At 74.0% G+C, this 17,170-nt stretch carries 14 protein-coding genes; 9 read left to right on the top strand and 5 right to left on the bottom strand.

The annotated features are described in order from the left end of the window. Positions 1-72: 72 nt before the first annotated feature. The 3 genes from ACSTA4_RS09420 (at position 73) to ACSTA4_RS09410 (ending at position 4,106) form a co-directional block, all read left to right on the top strand. The gene (locus ACSTA4_RS09420; RefSeq protein ID WP_444963200.1) at positions 73-2,355 is read left to right on the top strand and encodes a glycoside hydrolase family 3 C-terminal domain-containing protein; all 2,283 of its coding nucleotides are present in this window, start codon (positions 73-75) and stop codon (positions 2,353-2,355) included. A gap of 183 nt (positions 2,356-2,538) precedes the next feature. Beyond that, positions 2,539-3,399, top strand: a complete 861-nt coding sequence (locus tag ACSTA4_RS09415; RefSeq protein WP_444963199.1) for an alpha/beta hydrolase — start codon at positions 2,539-2,541, stop codon at positions 3,397-3,399. Between the two features lie 236 nt (positions 3,400-3,635). Next, positions 3,636-4,106, top strand: coding sequence for a hypothetical protein (locus ACSTA4_RS09410; RefSeq protein WP_444963198.1), 471 nt, complete (start codon positions 3,636-3,638; stop codon positions 4,104-4,106). A gap of 69 nt (positions 4,107-4,175) precedes the next feature. Here the strand turns inward: ACSTA4_RS09410 and ACSTA4_RS09405 are convergent, their stop codons facing one another. After that, positions 4,176-4,955 (bottom strand): alpha/beta hydrolase, encoded by a 780-nt coding sequence (locus tag ACSTA4_RS09405; RefSeq protein ID WP_444963197.1) that lies wholly within the window; start codon positions 4,953-4,955, stop codon positions 4,176-4,178. Between the two features lie 115 nt (positions 4,956-5,070). Here ACSTA4_RS09405 and ACSTA4_RS09400 point away from each other — a divergent pair, with 115 nt between their 5' ends. Both ACSTA4_RS09400 and ACSTA4_RS09395 read left to right on the top strand, forming a co-directional pair. Further along, entirely contained in the window at positions 5,071-5,580 is a 510-nt protein-coding gene (locus ACSTA4_RS09400; RefSeq protein WP_444963196.1) for a TspO/MBR family protein, read from the top strand. 302 nt (positions 5,581-5,882) lie between these two features. Then, complete coding sequence (locus ACSTA4_RS09395) at positions 5,883-6,110, top strand: hypothetical protein (protein ID WP_416028932.1); 228 nt, start codon at positions 5,883-5,885, stop codon at positions 6,108-6,110. Between the two features lie 136 nt (positions 6,111-6,246). Here ACSTA4_RS09395 and ACSTA4_RS09390 read toward each other — a convergent pair whose 3' ends face one another. Further along, positions 6,247-7,395, bottom strand: a complete 1,149-nt coding sequence (locus ACSTA4_RS09390; protein WP_444963195.1) for a helix-turn-helix domain-containing protein — start codon at positions 7,393-7,395, stop codon at positions 6,247-6,249. 247 nt (positions 7,396-7,642) lie between these two features. Between ACSTA4_RS09390 and ACSTA4_RS09385 the strand changes: the two genes are divergently transcribed. Next, positions 7,643-8,944, top strand: a complete 1,302-nt coding sequence (locus tag ACSTA4_RS09385) for a M20 family metallo-hydrolase (RefSeq protein WP_444963194.1) — start codon at positions 7,643-7,645, stop codon at positions 8,942-8,944. Positions 8,945-9,191: 247 nt separating this feature from the next. Here the strand turns inward: ACSTA4_RS09385 and ACSTA4_RS09380 are convergent, their stop codons facing one another. From ACSTA4_RS09380 to ACSTA4_RS09370, 3 genes are all read right to left on the bottom strand, one after another. Next, the gene (locus ACSTA4_RS09380; protein WP_444963193.1) at positions 9,192-10,526 is read right to left on the bottom strand and encodes an MFS transporter; all 1,335 of its coding nucleotides are present in this window, start codon (positions 10,524-10,526) and stop codon (positions 9,192-9,194) included. A gap of 185 nt (positions 10,527-10,711) precedes the next feature. Then, positions 10,712-12,358: an amidohydrolase gene (locus ACSTA4_RS09375; protein WP_444963192.1), complete on the bottom strand. Its 1,647-nt coding sequence runs from the start codon at positions 12,356-12,358 to the stop codon at positions 10,712-10,714. A gap of 574 nt (positions 12,359-12,932) precedes the next feature. Next, complete coding sequence (locus tag ACSTA4_RS09370; RefSeq protein ID WP_444963191.1) at positions 12,933-13,949, bottom strand: LacI family DNA-binding transcriptional regulator; 1,017 nt, start codon at positions 13,947-13,949, stop codon at positions 12,933-12,935. Positions 13,950-14,104: 155 nt separating this feature from the next. Here ACSTA4_RS09370 and ACSTA4_RS09365 point away from each other — a divergent pair, with 155 nt between their 5' ends. Genes ACSTA4_RS09365 through ACSTA4_RS09355 form a run of 3 tightly spaced genes read left to right on the top strand, consistent with a single transcriptional unit; the run spans position 14,105 to position 16,918 of the window. Further along, positions 14,105-15,244 (top strand): Gfo/Idh/MocA family protein, encoded by a 1,140-nt coding sequence (locus ACSTA4_RS09365; RefSeq protein ID WP_444963190.1) that lies wholly within the window; start codon positions 14,105-14,107, stop codon positions 15,242-15,244. After that, on the top strand, positions 15,237-16,157 hold the full coding sequence (locus ACSTA4_RS09360; protein ID WP_444963189.1) for a PmoA family protein: 921 nt from the start codon (positions 15,237-15,239) through the stop codon (positions 16,155-16,157). Before ACSTA4_RS09365 ends, ACSTA4_RS09360 begins: the two co-directional genes overlap by 8 nt. Then, positions 16,154-16,918: a cupin domain-containing protein gene (locus ACSTA4_RS09355; RefSeq protein ID WP_444963188.1), complete on the top strand. Its 765-nt coding sequence runs from the start codon at positions 16,154-16,156 to the stop codon at positions 16,916-16,918. The genes ACSTA4_RS09360 and ACSTA4_RS09355 overlap by 4 nt, the downstream gene beginning before the upstream one ends. Positions 16,919-17,170 lie beyond the last annotated feature (252 nt).

Raw genomic sequence — 17,170 nt, 5'->3', positions numbered from 1 at the left:
AAACCGCATGGCGTACTGTTTTCGCACGGACGCGCCACCGACCCGCGTTCCCCCGGACAGGAGCGAGCACCCATGACCCACGACCCGAATCCCGACCTCAGCGGGCTCACACCGGCGGAGAAGGCCTCGCTGAGCAGCGGCGCCGACTTCTGGACGACCAAGGCCGTGGGGGACGTCCCCTCGCTCGTGCTCACCGACGGGCCGCACGGCGTGCGCCGACAGGCCGGTGCCACCGACCACCTGGGCCTGTCCGAGAGCCTGCCCGCGACCTGCTTCCCGCCCGCCGTCGGCCTGTCCCAGAGCTGGGACCCCGACCTGGTCGCACGGGTGGGCGCGGCCCTGGGCGCCGAGGCCGGGGCACTGGGCGTGGACGTGCTCCTGGGCCCGGGGATCAACATCAAGCGCGACCCGCGCGGCGGGCGCAACTTCGAGTACTTCTCCGAGGACCCCGTCCTCACCGGCGTCCTGGGCGGCGCCTGGGTGAGCGGCCTCCAGAGCACCGGCGTGGGCGCCTCGCTCAAGCACTTCGCCGCCAACAACGCCGAGCACGACCGGATGCGCTCCAGCTCCGACGTCGACCCGCGCACGCTGCGCGAGATCTACCTGCGCGCCTTCCAGAAGGTCGTGCGCACGTCCGCCCCGTGGACCGTGATGTGCTCCTACAACCGCATCAACGGCGTCTACGCCTCGGAGAACCACTGGCTGCTCACCACGGTGCTGCGCCAGGAGTGGGGCTTCGACGGCGTGGTCGTGAGCGACTGGGGCGCGGTGCAGGACCGACCCGCCGCGGTCGCCGCCGGGCTGGACCTGGAGATGCCCGGTGACGGCGGCGCGAGCGACGCGCGGCTCCTCGCGGCCGTGGAGGACGGGGCCTGCTCGGCGCAGGACGTGGACACGGCCGCCTCCCGCGTGGCCGCACTGGCCGCCAGGGCGCGCGGCTCCCGCCGGGACCGCGCGGCGGACTCCGCACCCACCCCGGAGGTCGGCGCACGGGAGGTCGAGGCCCACCACGCCCTCGCCCGCGAGGTGGCGTCGCGGTGCGTCGTCCTGCTCAAGAACGACGGCGCGCTCCTGCCGCTCGCGCCGGGCGGGTCCGTCGCGGTGATCGGCGGCTTCGCCCGGAACCCGCGCTACCAGGGCGGCGGCAGCTCCCACGTGAACCCCACGCGCGTGGACGTCCCGCTGGAGGAGATCCGCGCCCTGGCCGGTTCCGGCGCGGTCGCCTTCGCCGCCGGGTACGCCGCCGACGCGCGGGGAGACGCGGAGCCGGGCGACGCCACGGAGCTGCGCGAGGAGGCGGTGCGCGCCGCGACCGACGCGGACACCGCCGTGGTCTTCCTGGGCCTGGCCGAGCACCAGGAGTCCGAGGGCTTCGACCGGGAGCACATCGAACTCCCCGCCGAACAGCTCGACCTGCTCGCTGCCGTCGTGCGGGCGCAGCCCCGCACGGTCGTGGTGCTCTCCCACGGAGGCGTGCTGCGGCTCGCCCCGGTCGCCGACCTGGCCCCCGCGGTCCTGGACGGGGCCCTCCTGGGCCAGGCGGGCGGCGGCGCGGTCGCCGACGTGCTGTTCGGCCGGGTCAACCCGTCCGGGCGGCTCGGCGAGACGGTGCCGGTCCGGTTGCAGGACACCCCTGCCTACCTCAACTTCCCCGGGGAGAACTCCGCGGTTCTCTACGGCGAGGGCCTGTACGTGGGCTACCGCTGGTACGACGCCCGCGACATGGAGGTGGCCTTCCCCTTCGGGCACGGCCTGTCGTACACGAGCTTCGCCTACTCCGACCTCGAACTGGAGCAGGACGGCGCCGGGATCACCGCGCACCTGACCGTGACCAACACCGGGGACCGGGCCGGACGCGAGGTCGTGCAGTTCTACGTCGCCAAGCCCGACTCGGCCGTGTCGCGGGCGCCGCGTGAGCTGAAGGGCTTCACGGGCGTGACCCTGGAGCCCGGCAGCAGCGAGCGCGTCAGCGTCCTGCTGCCGCGCGAGGACCTGGCGTACTGGGAGGTGCGGGCCGACCGCTGGGTGGTCGAGGGCGGCGAGTACGTGGTGTCGGCGGGCGCTTCGAGCCGCGACCTGCGGGCCACGGCGGCGGTCGCCGTCGAGGGCGACGCGCTGCGCCTGCCGGTGACGCTCGACTCCACGCTGGGCGAGGTCATGGCCGACCCCGGGGCGGCGGCCCTCCTCGCCCAGGCCTTCACACCTCCGGCGGCGGCCGAGGGCTCCGACAACGCCATGGGGATGGACATGGCGCGGATGATGGCCTCGATCCCGATCCGCCGCCTGGCGAGCTTCGGCCCGACGGGGCTGGACGAGCTCGAAGCGCTCGTGGCGAGGATCAACGCCGAGGACTGAGCGGAACGCCCGGCCGGGTCCGCCGCGTTCCGGGACCGCGATCGTAACGCGGTCCCGATCCGCCGGGCCGCCCCAACAGGGGCGGCCCTTCCCCTCCGCCCCGGCGGCCCCTTCTCCGTCCTGCCCCGCTCCCGTCCGCGCCGGGCCCTGTACCGGCGGGGCGGCGGCGGGGATACTGGGGCGATGTTCGAGGGCTTCACCTCCCAGTACGTCCCGCTCGGCGACGCGACCGTCTTCGTGCGCCACGGCGGCCGGGGACCGGCCGTGCTGCTGCTGCACGGCCACCCCCGCACCTCGGCGACCTGGCACCGCGTCGCGCCCCTCCTCGTCCAACGGGGCTTCACCGTGGTCTGCGCCGACCTGCGGGGCTACGGGCGCTCGCGCGGACCCGCGCCCTCGCCGGACCACGCCAACCACTCCAAACGCGCGGTCGCCGCGGACATGGCGGCGGTGATGCGCCTGCTGGGCCACGACCGGTTCGCGCTCGTCGGCCACGACCGGGGCAGCTACGTGGCCCTGCGATTGACCCTGGACCACCCCGAACTGGTCTCCCGGGTGGCGCTCATCGACTGCCTGCCCATCAGCGAGCACCTGTCCCGGATCACGCCCGAGTTCGCCACGCGGTGGTGGCACTGGTTCTTCTTCGCCCAGCCGGAGGTCCCCGAGCGCGTCATCAACGCCGACCCCGACCGCTGGTACACCGGCGACCCGGAGAGCATGGGCCGGGAGAACCACGAGGAGTGGCGGCGGGCGGTGCGCGACCCCGAAGTGGTGCGGGCGATGCTGGAGGACTACCGCGCCGGTCTGACCGTCGACAGGGCCCACGAGGAGGCCGACCGCGCCGCCGGGGTCCGCGTCCGCTGTCCCGCGCTGGTCCTGTGGTCGCTGCGGGACGACCTGGAGGAGCTGTACGGCGACCCGCTGCGTGTCTGGCGGTCCTGGGCGGACGACGTCCGCGGCCACGGCATCGACTCGGGCCACCACGTCGCCGAGGAGGCCCCCGAGGAGCTGGCCGCGGCCCTGGGCGGCTTCCTCACCGGGTGAGCCTCCCCCTCCCGCGGTCTCCACTCCCCGGGGTCGGCTCGGGTGGAGGGCCCCGGCATCCCCGGAACCCGCGTGATTCGCGACGGACAGTAGGAACCCGACCCGGGGCCGTGTCGTTGCACCTCCGTAGCACTCATCCGAGTTTTTCGACGAAAACGCTGGGAATGCGTTCGGGAAGTAGCCGATGACTGGGTAGAGGGCTGGAGATGTGCCGAAGCAGACAGCCGGAGGTTGAGATGACGCAGGGTATCGGCGACCCCGGACCGATCGTGCGCGCGCTGACCGCTCTGGGACTCCCTCCCGTGTTCGATCCCATGCACCGCAGCGGCGGCGCGCACGAGGAGGACGTGCCCGCGCTCGCGCAGAGCCTGATCGCCGCGGCGGAGATCCAGGCCGGTCCGGAATCGGTGCGCCCCGCCGAGGGAGCGCCGAACGCCTGGGCCCACGCGGTACAGGACCGGGAGGTGGGTCAGGCCCTGCTGTACCGCAGGATGGAGCGGACCGTCAGCGACTGGCAGTGGGCGACCGACCCGGACCCCTCACGGCCGGGTGCGGCGGCCGAGGCGGCGATGTGCGCGGCGCACGCGCTCATCGCGGTGCACTCGGCTCCGGACGGACACCACGTCCAGGCCGCGCTGGAGGAGGCGGAGGACGCCCTGTTGGCCGCCGTGGTGCTGGTGCGCGGCTCCCGCTCCGCCGCCGCGTGAGGCGAGTATCCCCCTCGTGCCAGGAGTCCGTACCGCCTCGGGGGTACGGACTCCTGGCACGTGCGGGGCCTACCGGCCCAGGAAGCCGCCCGTCACCTCGGCGAGGCGGCGGTGGGCCTCGGCGTCGCCGATGGCGGCGGGCAGGTCCCCCGACTGGTCCCCGTAGGCGCCGAACTGGGCGTGGTTCATCCCCTGGACCTGGTGCGTGTGCGCGTCGGGCGGCAGGTTCGGGCGGTTCTCCTCGACCGTCGCCGGATCGGACAGGCCGTCGCGGCTGCCCGAGACCGAGATGACGGCGAGGTCCTCGCGCCCGGCCAGGCCCGCGCCCTCCGCGGCGTAGGAGCCCCACAGGACCAGTCCGACGACCGTGTCGTCCGTGCGTGCGCCGAGGTGGGAGGCGGCCATCGCGCCGCCCAGCGAGTGCCCGCCCACGTACCACGCGTCGACTCCGTCACCGTGGTCGGCGATGGCGCGGTCGGCCCGGTCGGTGTCGAACACCGCGAAGTTCAGCGGCATCCTCGGGATGACCACCCGCACGGCGGTGTCGGCGGCGACCAGCGCCCAGGGCGCGGCGTAGGCCTCGGGTGCGACGCGCGCGCCCGGGTAGAAGACGACTCCGGCCTCGGGCGGGGCGTGGGTGGAGCTGACGACCACGGCGTCGTCGGTCACGTCCACCTCGACGCCGGGGGCGGCGACGGCCTCGCGCAGCGCCCGCGGTTCCGCCTGGTAGGGGTTGAGCGCCCAGACGGCGAAGCCGCCGACCGCGAGGACGAGCAGGAGCGTCAGGGCGAGAGCGGCGATCCCCAGCGCCTTCGCGGCGCGGCCGCGTTCCCGGTTCTTTTTCTTCACGCTTTCCAAGATACTTGTTTAGTGAGGGAAGAACGGAGGTAGCGGTACGGGCACACGGTCGCGGACCGGGCGCCCGCACCGACCAGAAGCCGACCGCCGACCCCGGGGAGAAGCCATGACCGCCGCAACCGCCTCGCACACCCCCTCCACCCGCGCGTCCCTGCTGGGCCTGGTCGGGTTCGCCGCCGCCGTCACCGCCGCCGCGCTCGTCGGGGTGCTCTCCAGCACCAGCACCGCCGCGGAGTACGCCGCCCTGCGCCAGCCCTCGTGGGCCCCGCCCTCCTGGGTGTTCGGCCCGGTGTGGACCACGCTGTACGCCATGATCGCCGTGTCGGGCTGGCTGGTCTGGCGCCGCAACGGCTGGCGCGGCGCCCGCACCGAGCTGACGCTCTACTTCGTCCAGCTCGCACTGAACGCGGCGTGGACCCCGCTGTTCTTCGCCGCCGGTCTGCGCGGGGTGGCCCTGGTCGACATCTGCCTGCTGGTGGTGGCGCTGACGGCGACCATCGTGCTGTTCGCCCGCCGGTCCCGTTGGGCGGCGGCCCTGCTGGTGCCCTACTGGGCCTGGACGGTGTTCGCGACCGCGCTCAACCTCTCCGTCTGGTGGCTCAACACGGGCGGCTGAGGGCCCGTACGCCGCGGACGCCCTCCCTGGAGGATTTCGGTCGGGAAAGAAGCCCCTTTGTGGCCCTGGGTAGATCGCCCGATTCGGGACTCGGCCCCGCACCGACCTCCAGAGGGTGTTCCCGCAGTTCACACACTCCTTTCGCCACGTTCACCCGGGTTCGGCGCGCACCGCCGGAGCGACACGGGACACACGAAAATCGCTGTCCTGATTTTTATCGTTCCGTTATGGGGAATGACCTGGACACCAGACGGAGAGTGCTGCCGTCACACAGGAGGAGTACCGAGAAAGAAAGAGGAAGCATGCGGATCATCCAGCCGAGCATGAAGCGCATCAAGCTGGTCGTGCCCGACACCGTCGATTTCGTCGGCATCCGCGACCTCGACGGGACCTTCACCAAGGTGGCCTCCCCAAAGAAGAGCTACCGGTTCAAGCGTGAGGACGCCTCCTTCGACTTCGCCTCCACCGGAAAGACCGTGGAGGAGGACGGAGACAAGGCCGAGGTCTTCACGGCGGTGAGCGTGAAGTAACGGCGTCCCCACACGCCTCCCTCGGAACAACCCCCCAGACAGCGTCGGAGTACGAGCGCCAGAGCACGGAGGTTGCCACGTGCGGCCCGGAACCCCTCCCGGGCCGCACGTGCTCTGTGCGCGGCCGATCCTTGCGCTAACGCCCCGAGAACAGCACCAGGGCCTGGGCCGCCTCGGCCGGGACGGTCAGGTCCAGGCCGGTGGTCTCGCGGAAGGCCTGGAGCCGGTTGACCACCGTGTTGCGGTGGCAGTACAGGGCCTCGGCGGTGGCCTTGACCGATCCCGTCGCGGCGTAGTGGGTCAGCGTCTCCAGCAGCCGCGCCCTGCTGTCCCCGTCCAGCCGCTCGAAGCGCTCCACCCGGTCGCGTCCGAAACCGGGGATAAGGCCGCGCAGCTGGTCGTGGGCGATGGCGGACCAGACGTCCTCCTCCCGCACGAACCCGCCGCCGGTCGGGGCGTAGCCGGACAGGACCCGGGCCGCCTCGACGGAGGCCGGGACCGCCGCCAGCCCACGCACCCGCGCGACCAGTCCCCCCGAGGCCCCCGAGGGCAGGTCCGGCCACGGCGTCCGGGCGGTCTCGCGCACCAGGGCGACGCCGTCGTCGAACTCCCACGCCAGCCCACCGCCGCGTTCGCGGACCCGGGCCGCGGGCCGCTGCTCCCGCTCCGGGGGCGGCACGACGAAGGCCACGTCGAAGGTCCCGTGCTCGGGGAGCCCCAGGGTGCCCGCCACCTCGGAGGCCACGGCGGCGGCCCGGCTCCCCGAGTTGAGCAGCCGGGAGAACGCCTGGGCCGCCGCCGCCCGGGAGTCGCGTTCCAGCGCGGCCCGCTCCTCCAGGAAGGCGGCCTGCACGTCGCTGATGTACTGCTCGACCGTGGTGAGGATCTCCTCGGCGTGCAGCACGAGGATCTGCGAGGACCCGGGCCCGCCCGCGCGCACCAGACCCGCCCAGAGCACGCGGAAGTCGAGCCGGACCGCCTCCAGCAGGTGCTCGCGCGCCACGCCCTGGCGGGCCCGGCGCACGCCCAGGCGTGTGGAGAGGTCGCGCAGGTGGTCGGGCAGGGGCACTCCGGCGATCCGCCGGGTGAGCATGTCGAAGGTCTCCGTGGCGCTCTGGCGCAGGTCGGAGTCGGGGACCATGCCGTCGGTGTAGTTGCCCAGGGCCGCCAGGCGCTGGAGGAAGTCCTCGACGAGGTTCTCCCGGTCCTCGGCGAGCAGTTCGACCATGCCCGCCCAGGATCGGGGCTCGTCGGCGGGCGGGACCTGCTCCGCAGGGTCCGTCACGGCCGCCTCCCTTCGTGCGTCTCGACGGCTTCCGGCTTCCGGTGAGCGGGGCTCGGCGTGCGGGGCCCTGCGTGCGGGGCTCGGCATCCGGCATCCGGCATCCGGTACCGAGTCTATGTGCACATGCACAGCACCCCCGGGGAATCTTGTGTGGATGACGATTGAGCGGCGCGGGGCGCGTGGCGAGGATGGACGTGGCCCACGCTCGGCCCCCCGCGACCCGACGTTCTCCGAGAGGAACACCGAATTGACCGCACACGAACAGGGCCCGTCGCAGGACGCGGCATCCGCCGACGCCCGCTTCCTGGAGGACTTCCGGGCCATGAGCGCCTTCGGCGCCACGCCGTCGGGGGGCGTCGACCGGCAGGCCGCCACCGGGCCCGACATCGCCCAGCGGCGGTGGCTGGAGGGTCTGCTGACCGAGCGGGGGCTGCGAGTGGTCTACGACCGCGTCGGCAACCAGTTCGGCCTGCTGGAGCGGGTGCCGGGCGCCCCCTACGTGGTCGTCGGCTCGCACATGGACTCCCAGCCCACGGCGGGGCGCTACGACGGGGCCTACGGCGTGCTGGCCGCCGCCCACGCCGTCTTCCGGATCGCCGAGCAGGGCTCCGCCGCCGGAGCCCCCGCGCCCGTGTACAACCTCGCGGTCGTGAACTGGTTCAACGAGGAGGGCTCGCGCTTCACGCCCTCCATGATGGGCAGCGCCGTCTACACCGGCGCGCTCCCGCTGGAGACGGCGCTGGCCGCGCGCGACGCGGACGGGGTCACGGTGGCCGAGGCCCTGGCCCCGACGGGCTTCCTGGGCGAGGGCGACGGCCCCGAGGCCGCCTTCTGCGCCGAGATCCACATCGAGCAGGGACGCGTCCTGGAGGAGTCCTCCACCACGATCGGCCTGGTCAGCGCGAGCTGGGCCGCGCGCAAGTACGCGATCACCGTCCACGGGGAGCAGGCGCACTCGGGGGCGACCGTGATGGCCGACCGCCGCGACGCGCTCGTGGGCGCCTCCATGCTGGTCGTGGCCGCGCGCGAGCTGGCCGACCGGTTCCCCGGGGTCCTGCACACGGCCGTGGGGCAGCTCGACGTCTACCCGAACTCGCCGGTGGTGGTGCCCTCGCGCGTCGAGCTGCTGCTCGACCTGCGCTCGCACGACGAGGAGGTGCTCGCCGAGGCCGACCGGCTGCTCCAGGAGCAGGTCGCCCGCATCGAGGCGGCGGCCTCCGTCACCGTGGAGCAGACCCTCTCCCACGCCTGGGGCGTCAATCCCTACCAGCCCGAGGGCGTGGCCCTGGCCCGCGCCAGCGCCCGGAGCCTGGGGCTGAGCAGCGACGAGGTCATGACCGTGGCCGGGCACGACTCGATCAACATGAAGGAGCGCGTGCCCACGGTCATGCTCTTCGTGCCCTCGGTCGGGGGCGTGTCCCACAACGAGGGCGAGTACACCGAGGACGCCGACCTGGTCGCGGGCCTGGCGGTGCTCACCGACGTGGTCCGGCGGCTCGGCGCGGGCGAGCTGGCCTCCGACGGGTCCTACACGCCCGGACGCGCGTGAGCGCACCGCCCGGCCGCTGAGCCGGAGGACGGCGAGGGGTCCGCGCGCGTCGCGCGGGCCCCTCGCCGCGTCCGGGGCGAAGCACCGGACACGGAGCCCCGGCGCCGGGAAGGACGGCCGCCCCCGCCATCGGGCGGCGCGGTACCCGCCGGCTCCCCGTGCGCGGCGCGGAACGGGCCCGGACGGCGGAACGGGCGGTGTCCGGGGAGCCCCCCGGTCACCGCCCGTCGCGTTCCTCCCCGCGGTGTCAGCGCACCACCACGTCGTCGCGCACGCGCAGCCGCTCGCCGTAGAAGCCGCCGACCGCCGTGATCAGGGCGATCCCCAGGAACAGCGCCGAGGCGATCCAGGACCGGCCGCCCGCGCTCTCCAGCAGGGCCGTCGCGATGAACGGCAGGAAGCCGCTCAGGGCACCGGCCAGGTTGTAGGCCAGCGCGACGCCGCTGTAGCGCAGGTTCGCCGGGAACAGCTCGGTGAGCAGCGCGCCGGAGACCGCGTAGGCGATGGACAGGAAGCCCACGCCGCCGGCCACCGCCAGCACCACGAGCACCGGCGAGGCCGTGTCGATCAGCCAGAACACCGGGAAGGCGATCACCGCCGTGGCGATACCGCCCCACATGGTGACGCGTCCGGGGCCGAGCTTCTCGGCCAGGCGCCCGAAGTAGACGATCACGCCGATCTGCACCACCGCGGCGACCAGGGTGGCGTTGACCATGAGGCTGCGCGACAGCCCGAGGGTGTCGGTTCCGTAGCTGATGGCGAACGTCGTCATGACGTAGAAGCCGCCGACGCCCAGCATGGCGGACGCGATCGCGATGAGGAGCCTGCCCCACGCGTGGCGGAACACGTCGATCGCGGGGACCTTGGAGCGCGCCTCCTGCTTCTCCATCTCCTCGAAGACCGGCGACTCCTCCACCTTCTGGCGGATGTAGACCGCGACCAGCAGCAGCGGGAAGGCCGCCAGGAACGGCAGGCGCCAGCCCCAGGAGTCGAACTGGTCGGCGGGCAGGAGCAGGACCAGCGAGAACGCGCCCGAGGAGAGCAGGGTGCCCACGGGTGACCCGATCTGCGGCAGGGCCGCGTAGCGCCCGCGCTTCTCCGGCGGGGCGTGCTCGACGGCGATGGTCACCGCGCCGCCCCACTCGCCGCCGACCGCGACGCCCTGCACGAGCCGGAGCAGGGCCAGCAGCAGCGGAGCGGCGATGCCGATCGAGGCGAAGTCGGGCAGCAGGCCGATGAGGCCGGTGGCCACACCGATGGAGACCACGGTGATCAGCAGCGCTGGTCGCCGTCCGATCCGGTCGCCCATCCAGCCGAACAGCACCGCGCCCAGCGGACGCGCGACGAAGCCGACGCCGAAGGTGGCGAACGCGGCCAGGGTGGCGGCCGTGGCGTCCAGCGTCGTGAAGTACAGCCGGTTGAACACGAGCGCGGCGGCCGTGCCGAAGAGGAAGTAGTCGTACCACTCCAGCGCGGTTCCGACGAAGGCCGCGAAAGCGATCCGGCCCGCCTCGCGACCGCTCACCACCGGCCCGCCGCGTGCCGGGCGCTCCTCGGTCGCCTCTGGGTCGAGGTCACTCATGGTTGGTTTCTCCTATTCGCTGTCCGCGCCGGCGGCGGCGCGGTGTTCAGGGGATGGGACGGGGCCGGGCGGGCGTTCGCCCGGTGCCGCCCGTCGGACACGGGCGGGGCCCGGCCGGGTGGGACCGGGCCGGCAGCCGTGTCAGGCCGGTTCGGGCCGGACCGCTTCGGTCCGGCCGGGCCGGGTCAGGTCAGACCGTCGAGAACGTCCGCCCCGTGCACGCACTCCCCGCCGACGAGGGTCGCCAGGACGCGGATCGTGCCGATGCCCTCCTCCGCGGTGTCCACGGGGTCGCGGTCCAGGACCACCAGGTCGGCGAGCTTGCCCGGGGTCAGGCTGCCCCTGCGGTGCTCGTCGTGGCTGGCCCAGGCCGCGTCCATCGTGTAGGCCCGCAGGGCCTGTTCGGCGCTGACACGCTCGTCGGCGGCCAGAACGGTCCCCGAGGCGGTCACACGCTCCACCATCGACTCCATGCCCAGGAGCGGCGCCCCCGGGGCGACCGGCCGGTCCGAGCTGCCCGGGACGCGCAGCCCGTGGTCGAGGAAGGACCGGTGCCGGTAGAGCCAGGGCACGCGGTCCGGGCCCACGGCGGCGGCCATGCCGTCGCCCAGGGCGTACAGGAACCGGGGCTGGGGCACGGGGACCAGGCCCGCCTCGGCGATGCGGGGCAGCTGGTCCGGGCGCACCACGCCCGCGTGCTCGATGCGGTGGCGCACGTCGGGGCGCGGCAGCGCGCGCTGGGCCTCGGCGAACGCCTCCAGGGCGACGTCGACGGCGTCGTCGCCGATGGCGTGCGCGGCCACGCGCCATCCGGCCCGGTGGGCGGCCACGACCAGCGCGCGCATCTCCTCCGGGGAGTTCTGGTACACGCCGTGTCCGTGCCCGCAGAGCGGTTCGGTGACGGCGGCGGTGCGGCCGATGAGGGACCCGTCGAGCCAGATCTTCATCGGCCCGAGACGCAGCCGGTCGTCGCCGAAGCCGGTGCGCAGCCCCAGGTCGATGCCGGTGTCGATCCCGTCGTCGGCGTGCCCGCCCAGCGGGTGCATGTTGTCGGCGGCGACCATGAGCTCGACCCGGGGAAGCAGCTCGCCCCGGTCGCGGGCGAGCTGGTAGGCGGCGGCCTCCACGGGGGTGCGACCGATCAGCCCGCGCCCGATGCCCGCCTCCACGACGTGGGTGAGGCCCTCGGAGGCGTAGACCCGGGAGGCGCGCGCGAGCGCGTCGGCGAGTTCGGTCACCGGGTAGGGCATGACCAGCGCGGTCACCAGTTCCTGCGCGCGCTCCTGGAGCAGGCCGGTGGGGGCGCCCGCGCCGTCGCGGACGATCACTCCCCCGTCCGGGTCGGCCGTGGCGGTGTCGGACACGGCGGTGTCGATCCCGGCCTGGCGCAGGACCGCGCTGCTGACGGTGCACATGTGGCCGGAGCGGTGCTTGAGCCAGACGGGTCGCCCGCCTCCGGCCCGGTCGAGGCCGTGGCGGTCGGGGTGGGCTCCGAGCAGGGCGTCGTCGTAGCCGGAGCCGACGATCCAGGTGTCCTCGGGCAGCGTCGCGGCGGCGCGGGCGACCGCGTCGTAGAGGGCGTCCAGGGTGGACACGGTCTCCAGCTCCAGCTCGGCGAGCGACTGGCCGAACCACGCCATGTGGTTGTGCGCGTCCCCGAACCCGGGGACGACCACGGCGCCGCCGCAGTCGACCGTCCTGCGCGCGGGCAGGTCGGCGACCTCCTCGTCCAGGCCGAGGACGCGCCCGGCGGCGATGCCGAGCACCGTGGCGAAGGGCCGGTCGTCGTCGACCGTGCGGATGCGGGCGTTGGTCAGTTTGAGGTCGAGCATGCTGGAGGCGTTCTCCGTGGGGTGCAGCGGTTGGGACGGTTGCGGCGGTCGGGTCCCGGGCGGGGCGCGCGGCCGGACGCGGCGGATCCGACGGGCTGAGCCGACGTGCCGCGTGCACGGAAACGGGCGGAGCGGAGCCGCCGGACGCACCGCGCGCGGGGTCGGCGGCGGGCGTGGAACCGCCCGCGCCGTGGCGGTCGCGCGTGCTCCCGCCTCCGCTGGTGCCGCACGGTTCACGCCGCCCCCACCTGGGATTTCCCTCCAGGTTGCAGCAACTGTGAGCTGGCGAACAATGGCGATTCGCAGCGGATTGGGCACGCGGCGATAGGCATGTGCACAACGACCGCCCGGTGCGCGACATTTCCGAAACACGCACGTCATACGCCGTTACCTGCGCGGTGTCACATCGCACAGTCGCACGTGCGGGGCGCTGGACGGTCCGGGCCCGGCGCCTCCGTGTCGCCCCCGGTGCCCGAGGCACGCGGGGGACACGAAGCTACGAGGACGCGAGGGACACGAAGGCGCGAGGGATGCGAGGAACGCGAGGGGCGCGGAGGCCCGGGCGGGCCCGCCGTCAGCGCCAGGGGCCCGGGCCGGTGGACTCGCGCCACAGGATCGTGTTGAGCGGCTCGCGCCCGACCTCCGCCGCAGTGCCCCGCACGGCCGCGACCAGGCGGCGCATGGCGTTGACGCCCAGCCGTTCGAGATCCACGTCGACCGTGGTGAGCGAGGGCGACAGGTAGGCGCCCACCGGGTTGTTGTCCCACCCCGTCACGCTCAGGTCGCCCGGCACGCTCCACCCGCGCTCCATCGCCGCGCGGACCGCGCCCGCCGCGACCACGTCGTTGCCCGCGATGACGGCGCTGACCCCGCTGTCCTCGGGCAGGGAGCGCACGGCCTCGGCGCCGGACTCGGCCGTCCAGTCGCCGTCGAACACGCCGTGGGACTCCAGCCCCAGGCGTTCGACCGCCTCCAGGTAGGTCCGCCTGCGCCCCCGCGCCGAGGCGTACTGGAGGGGGCCGGACACGTGCAGGAAGCGCCGGTGCCCTGCCTTGGCCAGCCCCTCGACGAGATCGGCGACGACCGAACCGTCGGCGATCTCGCCCAGACCGCGCATCTCGTCGTCGTAGTCGGCGGAGACGACCACGGAGGCGCCCTCGCCCGCGTCCCGGAGGCTGTCGGGGGCGACGGGGGCCAGGGACAGGACGCCCTCCACCTGGCCCGATCCGGCGAGTTCGAGCATGCGCTCGGTACGGGCCCCGACCCCGCCGTCCACGCTCACCGCCTCGACGACGAACCCCTCCGCGTGGGCCGTCGCGATGGCCCCGGCCAGCAACCGGCTCGGACTGGCGCCGGGAACGCCGGGCAGGAGGATCGCCAGGCGCCCGGTCCGGCGCGTGCGCATCGACCGGGCCACCAGGTTGGGGCGGTAGTTGAGCTCCCGGATCGCGGCGTCCACGCGTTCGCGGGTCGCCTCCTTGAGCCCGCCCTCGAAGCGCAGGTAGCGCGAGACGGTCTGGTGGGAGACGCCCGCCAGGCGGGCGACCTCCATGATGGTCGGTCGGCGCCTGGGCGGTTCGGGCTCGGCCATCGGCTCCTCCTGGGGCGGGGCCCGTCGGCGGCGTCCGTCGGCGGGACCGGTCTTGACCGCGTCGGTCTTGACGGTGGATGTGAACGATCACTATTTTAGACCCGGCCGCAGAAAGTGAACGTTCACCATGGGTTCGTGATCCGAGGGGTGTGCCAGTGCCGAGTCCCAGACCACCGATTCGCGTAGCCGTCGTCGGAAGCGGCGGCATCACCCGGGGCAGGCACCTGCCCGCGCTCGCCGCCCTGGGGGACAGGGTCGAGGTGGTCGCGTTGGCCGACCTCGACGCGTCCCGCGTGGCCGCGACCGCCGACGAGTGGGGCGTTCCCGGCCGCTACACCGGCCTCGACGCCCTGCTGCGCGCCGAGTCCCCCGACCTGGTGATCGTGTGCACGCCGCCCGTCGCGCACAAGGACGCGGTGACCACGGCCCTGGACGCCGGGTGCTGGGTGTGGTGCGAGAAGCCGCCGGCGCTGTCCCTGGCCGAGTACGACGAGGTCGGTGCCCACGAAGGGGGCGAGCGCGGGCCCTTCGTCAGCTACGTGTTCCAGCACCGTTTCGGCTCCGGCGCCGAGCGCCTGCGCCGCCACCTGGCCGAGGGAACGCTCGGCCGTCCGCTCGTCGGCGTGTGCAACACCCTCTGGTTCCGCGCCCCGGACTACTTCGAGGTCCCCTGGCGCGGACGCTGGGCGACCGAGGGCGGCGGCCCGAGCATGGGCCACGGCATCCACCAGATGGACCTCATGCTCTCCCTGCTCGGCGACTGGTCCGAGGTCACGGCCGTGATGTCCACGACCGCACGGTCCACCGAGACCGAGGACGTGTCGATGGCGATCGTGCGCCTGGAGTCGGGCGCGACCGTCTCCGTGGCCAACAGCCTGCTCTCCCCCCGCGAGACCAGCTACCTGCGCTTCGACTTCGAGCACGCCACGGTCGAGCTGGAGCACCTCTACGGCTACGACAACGCGCACTGGCGCTGGACCCCCGCGCCGCACGTGCGCGACGCCGACGCGGTCGCGTCCTGGCCGCCGGTGGAGGACGAGCCGAGTTCGCACCGGGCCCAGCTCGCCGCGCTGCTCGACGCGATGGAACGCGGGGAGCGGCCCCGCGCCAGCGGCCCCGACGGGCGGCGCGCGCTCGAACTCGTCGCGGGCATGTACCGGTCGGCCCTGACCGGCACGACGGTACGGCGGCGGGACCTGACCCCCGACGACGGCTTCTACCACGCGATGCACGGGGGCGACGCGGTCACCGCCGCGGCCGTCCTCACCAGAACGGAGGAGACCACAGGTGTCTGAGACCCCCACCCTGACCGAAGGCGACGACGCTCTCACCGTGGCGGTGGGCGGGATCGAGATCGCGCGCTACGTGCTGCGCCCCGACTCCCCCGCCACCGAGTCCCCCAAGCCCTACCTGCACCCCCTGCGCACCCTCAGCGGCGCGCCGCTGACCGCGTTCCGGCCGTGGGACCACCGGTGGCACAAGGGCCTCCAGATGACCTGGTCCCACGTCTCGGGACAGAACTTCTGGGGAGGGCCGACCTTCGTCCGCGGCGAGGGCTACCGGTGGCTGGGCGACAACGGCGCCATCGGCCACGAGGGGTTCACCTCCGTCGCCCGCGACGGCGACGGCGTCTCGGTCACCGAGCGCCTGGCCTGGACGAGTTCGGACGGCGAGCGGTGGATCGCCGAGGTGCGCACCCACCGGTTCCACTCGGCGGACCGCGAACGGGGCATCTGGGCGCTGGACTTCGCGACCTCGCTGACCAACGTGCGCGGGAAGACCCTCGAACTGGGCAGCCCCACCACCCACGGCCGCGCCGCCGCGGGCTACACCGGGCTCTTCTGGCGCGGCCCCCGGTCGTGGACCGGCGGCGACGTGGTCAGCGCGACCGGCCTCACCGGCGCCGACGTCATGGGCACTGAGGCGAACTGGATCGCCTTCAGCGGCCAGCACGACGAGATCGACGGGGGCGCGACCGTCCTGGCCTACGCCGGGACCACGAGCGCCGCCGTCCCGATCAGGTGGTTCGTGCGGACCGAGCCCTTCCCCGTGTTCAGCCCCTCCCCCTCCTTCGACGAGGAGATCGTCCTGGAACCGGACCGCACCCTGAGCCTGCGCCACCGCCTGGTGTTCGTCGACCGGGTGTGCGCCGCCGACGAGGCCGGTGCGCTCGCGCGGGAGTACGCGCCCGGGGAGGACACGCCGTGAACACGCCCCGTTTCCCCGGCGGCACCGCCGTCAGCGGCCTGCGGGTCTACGACTGGGAGGCGCCCGACGGCCTGCACGGCGGCACGCCCCACGTCCACACCGCATCGTCGGAGGCCTACGTGGTGGTCGCGGGCCGGGGCGAGGTGCACACGGTCACCCCGGGGGGCGTCGCGGCCGACCCGCTCGCGGTCGGCGCCGTGCTGTGGTTCGCCCCGGGCACGGTGCACCGGCTGGTGAACTCCGGCGGGCTGGAGATCACCGTGGTCATGCAGAACGCGGGCCTGCCCGAGGCGGGCGACGCGGTGTTCACCTTCCCCCGTGAGGTGCTGGCCGACCCCGCGGCCTACGCCGCCGCGGCGGCCCTGCCCGAGGAGGGGTCGGAGGAGCTGCGCGCGGAGCGGGCGCGGGCCCGGCGCGACCTGGCCCTGCGGGGCTACTGGGAACTGGTCGCGTCGGTCCGGGAGGAGGGCGCGGGGGCGCTGGAGGAGTTCCACCGGCTCGCGGCGGAGGTGGTGCGGCCGCGCGTGCGGGAGTGGCGGGAGATCTGGCGCGAGGGCGTGGAACGGGAGGTGGAGCGCACCCGGGAGCAGCTCGCGGCGCTGGCCGGGGGCGACCCGGGGATCATGCGGGAGGCCGCCGTGGTGCGTACCGAGCCGAGGCCGGGGCCCCGGGCGTTCGGGATGTGCGGACGCCTGCGCACGTGGCGGGTCGCGGAGACCCCGGGCGCCGATGAGCCCCCGGGAGCCCCAGAGGCCCCGTAGGCGCCGAACACCCTTCGTTTCGGTCTCCCGGGAGCCCCGCAAGCCTCAAGAGCCCCGGACATCCTCAGTTTCAGAGGCCCGGGGCGCCCCCGGGAGTCCCGGAGACCCCGTAAGCCCCGGGCACCCTCGATTTCAGAGGCCCGGGACGCCCCGGAAGTCCCGGAGACCCCAGCGGCCACGGACACCTCCGGTCTGACAGAAGCCCCGGGGACCCGTTACGCCTCAGCGGCCCCGGGGACCCGGACTCCCCGG

The organism is Nocardiopsis sp. M1B1 (assembly GCF_052466615.1).
Note: the sequence above shows the minus strand (reverse complement) of the source record. Positions and strands in the feature narration are given on the sequence as shown.